This window comes from Mycoavidus sp. SF9855 (genome assembly GCF_024582735.1).
Classification (GTDB): Bacteria; Pseudomonadota; Gammaproteobacteria; order Burkholderiales; family Burkholderiaceae; genus Mycoavidus.
In genome coordinates this window covers 1424016-1437008 of record NZ_CP102085.1, presented here as the reverse complement: position 1 = coordinate 1437008, position 12993 = coordinate 1424016, and the positions used below count along the sequence as shown (strand labels likewise).

The window sequence follows — 12993 nt, the reverse complement described above, 5'->3', positions numbered from 1 at the left end:
CTATTACCTCAAACCACTCTCAAAATAATTTCCTTAAATATCTCTTCAAAGCCTTATATAATAAGGCTTTGCGCGGAATTTATCCCCTCAAATCCCAACCAAAAACTACACAACCGGACCCAAATGCACAGATACTGTGTAGGTATCCGCAGAGGAGGTATGTAAGGATGCCTACAAATTCGCTCTCAGACGCTAGATGCAAAGCTGCTAAACCTACTGACAAGCCCTTTAAACTATTTGATGGCGGTGGCCTTTTTTTATGGGTATCGCCCAAAGGCGCTAAGATATGGCGCACGGCATATCGGATTGTTGGAAAGCAACAAACAATCAGCTTTGGCCCTTATCCTGATGTCACGCTAGCAGAGGCTAGAGCCAAACGAGATGAATTAAAAGCCAAATTACGCGAGGGCGAAGATCCTTCAGGCAAAACAGAGGATGCTAAACCAAAGCTATTTAAGGATGTTGTATCGGCTTATTGGGAGGGACGCGAGGATGTAACGCCATCGTACAGATCAAATGCACTCCGGGGAATTGAAATGCATTTATATCCTACATTGAAAAAAGAACCAATCAATAATATTACTCTTGATGATCTTCTTAATGCTTTGCGTATCATGGATGCCAAAGGGTTACATGTTTATGTGAGAAAGGTTCGAATGTGGGTATCCCAGGTGTTCGAATGGGCTGTAGAGAATCGTTATGTAGAAGAAAATCTGGCCGCAAAAATAAAATCAGAAAAAGCATTTGGAAAAACTCGGGTAAAAAATTTTGCTGCGGTTGATTTAAGAGAAGTACCAAGCTTAATGAGTCGTTTAGCATTGGAAGATCAGAATCTGCAAAGTATTCTAGCTTGCAAGCTGCTAGCTTTGACGTGGGTACGTACTACTGAACTACGGCTGATGGAGTGGTCTGAGGTTAATGTTGAAGAACGAATATGGCGCATTCCTGAGGGAAAAATGAAGCGCAGAAAAGATCATTTGGTGCCGCTGTCAAAACAGGCTCTAGAGATTTTAGAAAAGATGAAAGCTCGCAGCCGTGGGAGCAAATATGTATTTGCTGCAGAGCATCGATTAGACCGGCCAATGAGTGAAAATGCTATTTTGTATTTATTACACCGAATCGGTTATAAGGGAAAAATGACCGGTCATGGCTGGAGATCAGTAGGGAGTACTTGGGCTAACGAAAACGGGTACAACAGAGATGCAATAGAGCGCCAACTAGCCCATTCTCCTGAAGATAAAATAAGAGCTGTATACAATCGGGCAGAGTATCTACCCCTGCGCACAGAAATACTACAGGATTGGGCCGATTGGCTAATGACCACTAAAGATAATTGCGAAAATTTATCAGGTGATGATTGGTAGCTGACAATTAAAACAGATAAATATTTGCGGCTCGTAGAGTTGAAACCTTCCAGCCCTTTGTGCGGCTGGATAGGTTGACATCTGGCTTAGGTAGTTTACCCTCGATTATCCAGCGGCGCACAGTGTTACTTGTGCATTTAAATTCGTTTTGCAAATCTCCTCTCCATATTACCCGATCCAGTATAATTTTTACTTCATCCGTCATTTCCATTTGCGATTCCCCTTCTCTGCGTGATTAATAAAAATTCATAGTTGTTGCCATACTAAAATCTATCTCTACCTTTCATAAGAAGGTTTTTTTACAAAGATTTACCCGCCATTTGCCAAGCTTTGAAAATAGAAAAGCCTTGGCTCTTCCAATAGACAAAATCGGAGAGGAATTTTTTCCAGTGGAGGAGTTTTGCTAAGAATTTTTTCATGGCAGCACTTTTACGATAATTTTTCAGGAATATAGACTGATACGTTTAGCGGCATCTAGCATTGCTTTGATAAGTCCAGTTCGGCGCAGCGCTGGTGGTAAATGGCACTCAATTCCTCGCGGTGCGCTGGTTCAACTACTTCGCCAATTAGGTCTGCGGCAGCATCAAGCAGATCAACATCGCTTGCTCTGTGCAGTTGGTCGGATACTTGAGTGAAGGTGACGCCGAATGCTTGCTGTTTGCTGCCTGGTTCAAGTTGGTGCAGTGCATTATCTTGTTGGTCTATGCTGCTTGTTTTCTGTGCCACCTCGCGCTGTTCCCGAGCCTTCGCTTTGACGGAATTGGTTCTGGGTGCGGTTGTGGCTTGTGTGGTGGTTTCTGTCTCGGTGACGTCGAACCACTCAGCAGGGGTGCTCATGCCATCACGCAGACTGGTGTAAATCTTCTTGAGCGCGACGACCTGCGCTGGCTGGATGGCATCGAGGCGACGCTGAATGCGTTTCTCTATCTGCTCCTTGGTTACGCCGAACGGCTCAAAGGCAGCCATCATTTTCTGCGTAGCTTCTGGCGAGGTGTCGGCCTTGGCGCGCATGGTGGCCTCGCATTGAGCAACGGCTGTCTCGGTCACGTCACCAGGAATCACGGCCAAGATGCACGCACGTAAACGCCTTGCTCCTTGATTAGCGACTAACTCGTAAATTTCGCGGGGGTCTTCTAACTTGTACGAGCTTTTGCGCGTATAGCGGAGGTGAGGTACTTGAAACGTGATTTCTTTGCGGGTGTTGGTCTCCACGTCCCATGCATAGGCTTGTACTGTTGATTCGCCGTTGACTTGGTCCAGTTCACGGATACCAAATTGCATGTTGCCCCACGCTTGGGCCATCGCTTCGGCAAGTCTAATTGATGGACCGCTAACATTAGAGCCGCCCTTTGCGTAGGTATACACGGCAGCGTCCGCGAGACTCGGGCGTGTGCAGGTGTTGAGGATGCGATCCATTGCGACGAGGGGGTCGCGGGGATTCATCCGGGCAATCATCATGGCGGCCTGAACTTCCGCGACTGCGCGCTGTTGGTCTGTTTGGGCTATAGCGTTGACACCCGAGCGCGCTTGAGTCGCAGAGGATGTCGTGAAGGGGTTAGCGGTGATAACTTCGTTCATTGATTTACTCCTTGGTTGTGCCAAAACGGGCGTCGATATAGCTAGTTGCTTCGACGGTGTAGGGTTTTTTCTGAATTAACTTACGGCGAAAGACCTTGTTGTTATCCAGTTTCAGAACAGCGGCTTCACCCATAAAAGCCAGAAGATGATTTTTAGCGCCTTCTGCGACCTTTTCATATTCGCTTGCACGCTTGGCGGCATCTTTTGCAACCTTGGCCCAATGCAGGATTATTTCGTCGGCTTCGATTGTTGCTCCATTGGTTCCTGGATACAGTCTCTTGAACATCGGAAGCGTTGCAGGGTGATCGAACTCCGGCTCTGGTGGCACTCCAGCTAGAACGTGCTTGTGCCAGAAGTCGTGGGCTGTCTCGATGATTATTTCGTCCATCTCTGGATCGCGCTCCATCGGGTAGATGCGCAGATCATCACCGCCGAAGTAAGCTGCTACGTCAAATGCCGGGTAGTCTAGAACTAGCATGTAGTGGTGTGGCTGCGGGACGTAATATTCAGCAATGGCATCAGGCTGACCGTCCTTGCCCCACAGATAGCCCATGCGTGGACTGACGTTCTTGATCTCAAGCCCTTTCGATATGCCGACAAAATCACGGTCAATGTGTGCAATCAGAAAGTCATGTTTGGGGTGGCGTAGCGTTCCGTTCACTCTGCGCAGCTTGCTCCCTGTGCGCTCTGAAACCATAGCGGCTATGACTTGTTCCATAACCCGGCCAGCCCTTGTGCGATTGTTATCCGGCTGCCGTTCGATCTCGCCTCGCTTTTGCAAGTAGAGTTCGAGCCTGGTGCAGAACGGGTTGATGCCGAATAGTGTTGAAATGTCACTGCCACCCAGGCCAGATTGCCTTGCCTTCAAGAAAGCATCGTTTGGTGCGTTCATCCGTAGCTCCTTCTGTAGTTTTCGTCAAAGTGGCGGCAGCCTTGATCAAGGCTGCGTGGGCAGGCATTCGCTCGTTCGTTTTCAATCTCGCGCTCGGCCTTGCGTTGGGCTTCTCGTTCCCAATAAACATTCACCAAGTCGGCGAGTGCTTTTCCCGCCTCTTCGTAGTTACCAGCCTTGAGCAAAGCGGCGATGGTTTCGATGTTGATCTCGCAGATCGCTTCCGATAAATTGTCTGTTAAGAATGGATAGCAATCGCTGCCATCGGCAAGCAGTTTTTCTTGCTTGGAGTTGATGGCCTCTTGCCAAAGGTTTTCTTTATCGAGTTGCGCAAGGTAGCGATTCAGATCAATGGTGATAACGCATGGAACGTGGTACATGCTCATAGCGTCACCTTTGCTAGATTCCATGCTGCGCGAATGCCATAGCCGTGACGTACGTAGTAGATGAAATCGACAAGGAATTTTTTCATGGCAGCATCCTTACACGGACCTTATGGGGCGTTGTCCAATATGCTTCATAGCGTCGAAGGTGGATTGGAAGAATCCGCTATAGGCATATTTGCCGTCTTCGGTATCGACTGATACGAAGCACTTTATTAGGCAGGTGGCAGCCGTCTGCCTAGAGGTAGCTGAAAAGCTTGTCAAAGCTCTAGCGATGGGTATTTTTTGCATCGTTGGCTCCTTTAATATGTTCCATAGGCAATTTATTATTTGCATATTAAGCAAATAATTTAAATTGGTCAACAATATTTATTGTCTTTAAAGCAATTAATATTGTGAAAAAGAGACAGATGGGAGGTGTTTTTTGGGGGCGGGCGCTATGAGGTTGCTATTAGCCCTCTTGAATGCTTGGCAATATTGATCTCGCCTTGCTCTTAGAGCGGACTAATATTGCGTTTAACAAAGAGGAGGCGTCGCAATCGGCCTGCTGGCCGCAAGATATGCAAAAAGAACAAAAAGCCGAAGTTTCAACGCGCGGAGAAACTTTGATTTCATCGGGTTCTTATTCCTCAAGTAGAGGCTTAAAAAGCTTTATAAATCAATGATTTATATTTTCTTTTAGGGGATGAGGGGCTGAAATTAGGGGGAGGAAAAAGTGATTTAGACAAAGATGGGGGTAATGGCTAAAACAACCAAAATCACGCAAAGCTTTCCATGCGGGCGATCACTACTCCGCAAATCGTAGCATTGTTATTCACATGGAAAATTCTTTCCGGCCATTCAGGGTTCAAGGTTTCAAGTATCTTGTCGCCATCCAGCATAATGAGCAGGCGTTTAAAGGTAACTGCATTGTCATCATCAAGGTGCGCAATAATCAATGACTTATGCACGGGGTTACGATCTGGGTCAATAAAAATAACTTCGCCGTCGCTAAAGGATGGTTTACCGCTAGGGTTAAACATGCTATCACCCTTCACGCGCAAGGCGTATGTGCGTTTCCCGTGCTTGACAGGGCATATAAGCCACTCTTCAACGTCTTCAATAGAGTAATTGCTTACGGCTTTACAGCAATTTCCCGCGGCTACCCATGAAATTAAAGGCACTCGGTCGCGGATGATAATCTCATCTACACCCACCTCAGGCACCAATAAATCAGGCAAACCGACGTCCAATACGGCCGCAATGCGGCTGAGCATATCTAGAGAATGATGCTCTCGCTTCCCACTCTCAATACGTGAAATATTGCTCGTGTCGGTATCCACTGCATTTGCAAGCTCAAGGATTGTCATCTTCTTGGCTTTGCGCAGTTTTCTAATGTTTTTTCCGAGATTCATATGGCTCATATCTTTAATTGTCTATGAATATGTGCATATTAAGCAATGCCTCTTAGACAAATAATTAATTTTGAGCTAGTATGCTAATATGCTTCTTAGGCAAATTACCATATGTAAGGCAGTGTTTATGAAATCTCCTCTTCGCTTAGCACGTAAAGGACGCTGTATGACAATCGCTCATGTCTGCGTACTCACTGAGATTAATCCAAGTAGCTTAAGTCGCATCGAACGCGGCCGTCAAACACCATCTAAAGAACTTACCGAAAAGTTGGTCAAGTTTTTTGACAATGAGGTGAGCGAAATACAGATTCTTTACCCAGAACGCTACGTAGAAAAATCCGTTGCGTAGATTTGAAAGGTTTTTTGCCTAAGCCGAAGAGACAGCACTAGACAAATATTTTTATGCGAGATGAGCTGATGCAGCGAGAACTAAATGGAGAGCGCGGAATAAATACGCCATCACGCCCGGTCATGACGTATCACGGCGGAAAGTGGCGCTTAGCTGAATGGATTATTAGCCATTTCCCTGAGCACGACACGTATGTAGAGCCCTTTGGCGGCGCTGCGTCGGTGCTTATGAGGAAAGCGCCTAGCAAAAAAGAGTTTTATAACGATTTAGACGAAAAAATCGTCAATGTGATGCGAGTACTACGAGACGAGGAGAAGCGGGCCAAGCTCACTGAATTATTAACGCTGACGCCTTATTCAGAATCTGAATTTCGCCTTGCTTCAAAGCCTTGTAACGATCCGATTGAATGCGCTCGTCGCACGTTGATTCGAGCTGAAATGGGATTTGGATCAGCTGGGGCAACTAAAAAACATACTGGATTCTATATTCATATCAACAAAAAAAGCTCTGTTACGCGAGTATGGGAGCGTCTACCGGAAGGCATACAAGCATTTGGCTTACGCTTACAAGGCGTGGTGTTGCAAAGCAAGTCTGCTCTAGAAGTAATACGTATGCATGATATGCATGATGCTTCAAGCACGCTGTTTTATATCGATCCGCCGTATATGCAAGATACGCGCAAAATGAGTTGCGCATGTTATCGACATGAAATGACTAAAGATGATCACGTAGAGCTTCTATCAGCAATATTGAAATTAAAAGGGATGGTTATTTTATCGGGGTATGCGCATGAGCTATACGACTCCAAGCTAGCAAACTGGCGGCGCGTAACTAAGCAGGTGCAAGCATGTGGCCATCGTGGCGGCACTAAGCGTACTGAGGTGCTATGGCTTTCTCCTAATATCCCCTCTCTTCCTAATAATATCTGGCCTCTGTCGGCTTGAGTGTGCATATATCCATAGGATTAATCGCATGAACTACTACGAGCACCACATTGGAGATTACGCTGAGGCCACTGCACATCTCAGCCTTATAGAACATGGCATCTATAGCCAACTCATCAGAAAGTATTATGCAAAAGAACGCCCCATAGCTGCCGATCCTGAGGTCGTGCAACGCCTCGTTGGAGCGCGTACTAAAAAAGAGCGTAAAGCGGTAAATACCATACTGAAAGAGTTTTTCACGCTTGAAGAAGACGGTTGGCACAATGCCCGCTGTGATAAAGAGATTAAGCTATATCAAGAAGGCAATGGTGAGCGTGAGCAAAAAGCAGCCCACGAAAAAGATCGGATGAGCCGACACCGCGAAGAACGGGCGCGTCTATTTGCCAAGCTTCGCGCCTTGGATATCACGCCGAAATGGGACACACCAGTTACCCAATTGCGTGAGATGTTGAAAGATGCAGGGAACGCACCCGCAGCAATCACAGATGCAGAACAAGAACATACCTGTAACGCACCTGCAACGCGAACAGATACAGAACAGGAACACACCTGTAATGCACCTGCAACGGCTAACCATACACCAGACACCAATACCCAATCACCAGACACCATTATTACTAACACGTCTACTAAAGTAGCCGTGTTAGTAAAGCAAGAACAAGAACAGCCTGAAACGGGAACAGCCCAACAAGCGCGTATTGGTTTGCTGTGCCAACAATTGCGCAACATAGGCATTGATGCTACCCCTCAGATGCCAACATGGGAAACGCTACTACCCCATTACTCCGATAAACAAATTATCACGTGTGCAACGGAGGCAGCACGTCATTCTAGGCAAGGACAACGCATTCACCTTAACTACCTTATTCCGAAGTTAGAGGATGCGGTTATTACAAAAACTTGCTCAACAGTAAACCAGAGGCAACCAAGGGCAGAAAACTTTGACAAGCTGAACTACGGAACAAGCGGGAAATTATGAGGCGGCTCATAGAAATAGGCATTCACGCTGAACCTAAAATCCGTATAGACAAATGCAATATGCATGGCCAATACGAGGCCAAGTGTTTTATTAATTCCATCTGGTCAAAGTGTCCCATATGCAATGAGGAAGCCCAAGTGCTCGAAAAAGCCGAAGCGGACAAAAAAGCGCGTGAGGCAAAGTTGCAGGCATGGCAAAGAAAAATGGGCGATGCAGGTATCCCGGAACGATTTCAAAATCGCAGTTTGAAAAATTTTATTGCAGAAACTCCTTCTCAAAAATACGCCCTAACGTTTTCTTTGGCTTATGCCGACGGGTTTGAAGAGGTATTAAAAAAAGGGCGATCTGCCGTGTTTATCGGCAAGCCTGGAACAGGAAAAACGCACCTATCTACCAGTATCGGACTTCGTATCATGCGCCGATACAACCGCACGGTACTTTTCACTTCAGTTTTGCGAGCGGTGAGACGTATTAAAGAAACGTGGCGTAAAGACAGCAAAGAAACCGAGAGCGAAGCAACTGAGGCGCTGGTTTTTCCCGACTTACTTATTCTGGATGAAGTAGGCCAACAGTTCGGAACGTATGCAGAAAAGTTAATTTTGTTCGATGTGCTCAACGGACGCTATGAAAAGCGAAAGCCCACCTTGTTACTCGCCAATATTCCATTAGATGACTACAAAGAAAAAGGTCTTATAAAGCCTGGGCTTAAATCATTCCTTGGAGACCGAATTATGGATCGATTAAGTGAAGACGGCGGTGAGTTTGTGGTTTTTGATTGGGAAAGCAAGAGAAGTTAATCAAGGCGTACTAACTAAAAACTGCTTGGACTGATTTGATTTTTTTCGGCTTAAAAAATGGCAAATATTTTTAGCTTCACTATTCCAGGTGCACCCGTTGCTAAGGGTCGAGCACGTTCGTTTCTGCGGCAAGGCCGCATTGCACACTACACCCCGCAAAAGACAGCGCAGTATGAAAATCTAGTCCAGCTCGTTGCGCAGCAAGCGATGGGTAAGGCTACTCCTATTACGTGTGCAGTCACGCTCAATATACGGGCCTTCCTTTCCATACCGACAAGCTGGAGCCGCAAAAAGCAACTAGCGGCGGCAGTGGGTGAGATCGTTCCTACGAAGCGCCCCGATCTGGACAACCTTATCAAGGCGATTAAGGACGGCGCTAACGCTGTGATATGGATAGATAACTCCCAAGTCATTGATATCTATGCCAGCAAGCGATACGGCGCACCTCGTGTTGAAGTGGAGATTCAGCGATATATAGCTAACCAATAATACTCACGCTCTGTAAAAAGAGAGTGAGAAAAAATTTGCAGAAATATATTACAAATTAATTCCCGCCAACGGAGTATGTATGACAACCAATGACACTCCCATATTTAAATCCGTAGAACAATGTTTACATTTTTCTTTTCTTTTGGAAGTGCTGCCTGCCACCTATAAAAATCGTATGAATGTGCTCATGAAACAAACCAGAGCGCCCAGTACGATTCATTTTGATGGATTATCTCCATTAGAGATTCGGGGGCAGTGTGCATTGGTGCGTAAGGTGGTTATGAATGCCTTACCTAAGCCAGAAGCCGATGCGATTTGTGCATGGTATGGACATGCAGCAACCAAAGCCAAGGGTATTTACGGTATACGCGACTACAGCCGACACAGGTTATCGACCACCAGCGAGGAGGCGACGTTAGCAATTGCATGGAGTGTATATGCTACAGGATGGCGGCGTAAGTACGTATCTACGCGTAAAATCTCCAAGGAATACGGGTTATCCCAAAGTACCGTGATGCGTGATAAGGAGCGGATCGCCGAGAATGCCAGAGCACTTGAAACGTATGCTATCGAGCATTTAACGCCTATTTTTGAAGGTAGAGGATTAATAGAAATGGCGAGAGATCATTAGTCTCAATACTATTTTTAATGTTACGGAAGGTATGAAAATTTAACCGGTTCATTATTTGGTTGGGCGCGCATTCCATCTACTCCCGGGGTAGCCAATTTAAGTAGCCAAATAGATTATAGTCAAATAGGGTTGCTATTTTAATTTTTGGCTAGTAGGATAAGCAATGGCTAAATAAGGTTTAGCTTATTTAGCCATTTAAGGCCCTCTACTTTATTGGAAACATCCCCTATGAACGTTGCCCGTATTTACCTACGTGTTAGTACTGAAGAGCAAGACCTTACCCGCCAAGCTACCGTAGAAGCCAGCACCCGCGAAGCAGGGTATTACATTGCAGGGGTCTATCGGGAGAAGGCATCAGGCGCACGGACAGATCGCCCTGAACTACTGCGCATGATTGAAGATTTGCAACCGGGTGAGGTCGTGGTGGCTGAAAAAATAGACCGCTTAAGCCGCTTGCCTTTACCTGAGGCGGAGCAACTGATTGCAGCTATTCGGGCCAAAGGCGCACGCTTAGCCATACCGGGGGTTGTTGATTTATCGGAGTTCGCGCAGGCGTCGGATGGCATCGCAAAAATCGTCCTGGAATCTACCCAGGAAATGCTACTCAGGCTCGCGTTGCAAATGTCCCGTGATGACTATGAAACACGTCGTGAGCGCCAGCGCCAAGGTATAGAATTAGCCAAGAAGGCAGGCAAATATGGGGGCCGCAAACCCAACTTGATTCAACAGCAGCGCATTATCGCCTTACGCAGCGCTAACGAAACCATCCAGCGCACCGCCGAGTTAGCGGGGTGTAGCGAAAGCCAAGTTAAGTTGATATGGAGCCGACATGCATACAACCAAGATTTAAATGATTGACTAACAATTATAGAGATAGGTAAGAAAATTTTTTACCTATCTCTTGACTTTTTGGTTCAGTTGATGCATATTTCTGATATCGTCTGGACAAAATTATATTCAGACTGTTTAAAAGCTCGCCAAAGGTGGGCTTTTTGCATTTCTAGTACGTATTTATCCTCCGCCACCCTCCGCGGTGGCTTTGAAACCCGCGCTCAGTCCCATGCTGGCGCGGGTTTCGCTTTTTGGGCTTGCGTTTATGGCAATGTGGCGATCCGCCTAGCCCAACTAGGGCGCTAGCCTAGGCGCATGGAGTCACACATGTCAGGAGTAAAAAATAAATCGGGTGGAAAACGCCCAGGCGCTGGGCGCTTGGCTTTTAACCCTAGCGATGAACAGCGTAAGCTGGTAAAAAAATTATCGGCTTTGGGTATTCGCCATTCAGATATTCCGCTGTTGATTGTAGATGCCAAAGGGAACGCTATCTCTGAGCCAACACTGCGCAAGTATTTCGTTTTTGAACTTGCGAGCGGTAAAGTAGCGGCGAACGCTGAAGTGGCTGAAACGCTATTTAATAAAGCGACGAAGGGAGACGATACCACCGCAATGATTTTTTGGTTGAAATCTCAAGCTGGCTGGACAGATAGGCAGCGCGTGGAATTAACCGGCGCAAATGGTGCTCCGATACAGTCGATCACGACCATAACGAGTGATCCTATTGAGGCCGCAAAAATCTATCAGCAGATGATGAATTCGTAAAATGCCCATTCCGTTTCCATTTGATTTTAGCAACCCGGATTATGTCCAGGTGTTTGAATGGCGAGCTCAGAGATTGCAGCGTATTCGCGCAAACCCAGAAACATTACCAGCATTAAAGACGTTCTACCGCGATCACCCCGCGCAGTTCATTATCGATTGGGGCATGACGTTTGACCCGCGCAATGTCGAGCGCAATTTGCCTGCGGCGATCCCATTCCTACTTTTTCCGAAACAAGAAGAATGGGTGGATTGGTTTTTAGACAAGTGGCGCACCCAATCCCCCGGCCTCACGGAAAAATCCCGCGATATGGGCTTAAGCTGGCTCACTGTCGGCGTAGCCGCAACGATCTGCCTGTTTCATGGCGGCGTAGTGGCGGGGTTTGGCTCCCGTAAAGAAGAATATGTCGACAAAATCGGTTCCCCTAAATCCTTGTTTCACAAGGCGCGCATGTTTTTAGCGCTGCTACCGCCAGAATTTCGGGGCGGCTGGGACCCGCTGAAACATGCGCCCCATATGCGTATCCATTTTCCGCAAACGAGCTCTGTAATGACTGGCGAAGCGGGCGACGGTATCGGTCGAGGGGATCGAGCCAGTTTCTATTTTGTCGATGAGGCGGCGTTTTTGGAGCGCCCCTTGCTGGTCGATGCGTCTTTATCTCAAACAACGAATTGCCGGCAGGATATTTCTTCGGCTAATGGCATGGCGAATCCGTTCGCGCAAAAGCGGCACGCGGGCAAGATTCCCGTGTTTACTTTTCATTGGCGCGATGATCCGCGCAAAGATGATCATTGGTATGAGGCGCAAAAACGCAAGATCGATAACCCCGTCATCGTCGCGCAAGAGATTGATATTTGTTACTCCGCCTCCGTGGAAGGCGTTCTCATTCCGAGTGAATGGCTGAACGCTGCGATAGATGCACACCAAAAACTCGGTATAGCGCCTACAGGCAGCCGTCGCGGTGCGCTGGATGTCGCCGATGAGGGAATGGATTTAAACGCCTTTTGTGGCGCACAAGGGATATGGGTTGACTATCTCGAAGCCTGGTCTGGCGAAGGTTCCGATATTTATAAAACCGTTGAAAAGGCTTTTACACTGTGCGATACACAGGGCTACGACTCCTTTTATTACGATGCAGACGGCCTAGGAGCCGGTGTGCGCGGCGATGCGCGCATTCTCAATGAAAAGCGCCGACACAGCGGCGCGCAGGAGATTATTGTTTCGCCGTTTCGCGGTTCAGGTGGCGTAATCAACCCGGATAAAGAAATGGTGCACGGTCGCACCAATCAGGATTTTTTTGTGAATCGTAAAGCACAAGCTTGGTGGGCATTGCGTACCCGGTTTCAAAAAACCTATCGGGCGATTACGGATGCGCTTCCTTTTGATGCGGATGACATTATTTCATTATCCAGTTCCTTACCCACACTCACTCGCTTAATAACCGAGCTTTCACAACCGACTTATACGATTAATACCGTGGGCAAAATCCTTATTGATAAAACACCAGAAGGCACCCGCTCTCCCAATCTGGCGGATGCGCTCATGATGTGCTTTGCTCCACCAGAAAGAAAGCCCCGTGGATTCTTTGATCTGAATTAA

General features: G+C 47.0%; 15 protein-coding genes. 11 read left to right on the top strand and 4 right to left on the bottom strand.

Features of this window, described 5'->3' with window-relative positions:
* Positions 1 to 167: 167 nt before the first annotated feature.
* Positions 168 to 1364: an integrase arm-type DNA-binding domain-containing protein gene (locus NQD60_RS05600; RefSeq protein ID WP_257100008.1), complete on the top strand. Its 1197-nt coding sequence runs from the start codon at positions 168 to 170 to the stop codon at positions 1362 to 1364.
* A gap of 474 nt (positions 1365 to 1838) precedes the next feature.
* On the opposite strand, the gene NQD60_RS05595 is transcribed toward NQD60_RS05600, so the two are convergent.
* The 3 genes from NQD60_RS05595 to NQD60_RS05585 are packed head-to-tail and all read right to left on the bottom strand — an operon-like array spanning position 1839 to position 4220.
* Positions 1839 to 2966, bottom strand: a complete 1128-nt coding sequence (locus tag NQD60_RS05595; protein WP_257100007.1) for a hypothetical protein — start codon at positions 2964 to 2966, stop codon at positions 1839 to 1841.
* Positions 2947 to 3834 (bottom strand): YqaJ viral recombinase family protein, encoded by an 888-nt coding sequence (locus NQD60_RS05590; RefSeq protein ID WP_257100006.1) that lies wholly within the window; start codon positions 3832 to 3834, stop codon positions 2947 to 2949. Before NQD60_RS05590 ends, NQD60_RS05595 begins: the two co-directional genes overlap by 20 nt.
* Complete coding sequence (locus NQD60_RS05585) at positions 3831 to 4220, bottom strand: hypothetical protein (RefSeq protein ID WP_257100005.1); 390 nt, start codon at positions 4218 to 4220, stop codon at positions 3831 to 3833. Before NQD60_RS05585 ends, NQD60_RS05590 begins: the two co-directional genes overlap by 4 nt.
* A 461-nt stretch (positions 4221 to 4681) precedes the next feature.
* On the opposite strand from NQD60_RS05585, the gene NQD60_RS05580 reads away from it, so the two are divergent.
* Positions 4682 to 4882: a hypothetical protein gene (locus NQD60_RS05580; RefSeq protein ID WP_257100004.1), complete on the top strand. Its 201-nt coding sequence runs from the start codon at positions 4682 to 4684 to the stop codon at positions 4880 to 4882.
* Positions 4883 to 4975: 93 nt separating this feature from the next.
* Here NQD60_RS05580 and NQD60_RS05575 read toward each other — a convergent pair whose 3' ends face one another.
* Positions 4976 to 5620 carry a LexA family transcriptional regulator gene (locus tag NQD60_RS05575; protein ID WP_257100003.1) on the bottom strand — a complete coding sequence of 215 codons (645 nt, stop codon included), beginning with the start codon at positions 5618 to 5620 and terminating at the stop codon, positions 4976 to 4978.
* 118 nt (positions 5621 to 5738) lie between these two features.
* On the opposite strand from NQD60_RS05575, the gene NQD60_RS05570 reads away from it, so the two are divergent.
* The 9 genes from NQD60_RS05570 to NQD60_RS05530 all read left to right on the top strand — a co-directional run bounded on the left by NQD60_RS05570 (position 5739) and on the right by NQD60_RS05530 (position 12993).
* Complete coding sequence (locus tag NQD60_RS05570) at positions 5739 to 5960, top strand: helix-turn-helix transcriptional regulator (RefSeq protein WP_257100002.1); 222 nt, start codon at positions 5739 to 5741, stop codon at positions 5958 to 5960.
* A 53-nt stretch (positions 5961 to 6013) separates the two neighbouring features.
* Complete coding sequence (locus NQD60_RS05565; protein WP_257100001.1) at positions 6014 to 6904, top strand: DNA adenine methylase; 891 nt, start codon at positions 6014 to 6016, stop codon at positions 6902 to 6904.
* Positions 6905 to 6932: 28 nt separating this feature from the next.
* Positions 6933 to 7883: a YdaU family protein gene (locus NQD60_RS05560; RefSeq protein ID WP_257100000.1), complete on the top strand. Its 951-nt coding sequence runs from the start codon at positions 6933 to 6935 to the stop codon at positions 7881 to 7883.
* 137 nt (positions 7884 to 8020) lie between these two features.
* A complete protein-coding gene (locus NQD60_RS05555; protein ID WP_257099999.1) occupies positions 8021 to 8680 on the top strand; it encodes an ATP-binding protein in 660 nt (219 codons plus the stop codon).
* A gap of 57 nt (positions 8681 to 8737) precedes the next feature.
* Entirely contained in the window at positions 8738 to 9169 is a 432-nt protein-coding gene (locus NQD60_RS05550; RefSeq protein WP_257099998.1) for a RusA family crossover junction endodeoxyribonuclease, read from the top strand.
* Positions 9170 to 9356: 187 nt separating this feature from the next.
* Complete coding sequence (locus NQD60_RS05545; RefSeq protein WP_257099997.1) at positions 9357 to 9800, top strand: hypothetical protein; 444 nt, start codon at positions 9357 to 9359, stop codon at positions 9798 to 9800.
* A 228-nt stretch (positions 9801 to 10028) separates the two neighbouring features.
* Positions 10029 to 10658 (top strand): recombinase family protein, encoded by a 630-nt coding sequence (locus NQD60_RS05540; RefSeq protein WP_257099996.1) that lies wholly within the window; start codon positions 10029 to 10031, stop codon positions 10656 to 10658.
* 351 nt (positions 10659 to 11009) lie between these two features.
* Positions 11010 to 11396, top strand: coding sequence for a hypothetical protein (locus NQD60_RS05535; RefSeq protein ID WP_257099995.1), 387 nt, complete (start codon positions 11010 to 11012; stop codon positions 11394 to 11396).
* Between the two features lies 1 nt (position 11397).
* Positions 11398 to 12993: a terminase large subunit gene (locus NQD60_RS05530; RefSeq protein ID WP_257099994.1), complete on the top strand. Its 1596-nt coding sequence runs from the start codon at positions 11398 to 11400 to the stop codon at positions 12991 to 12993.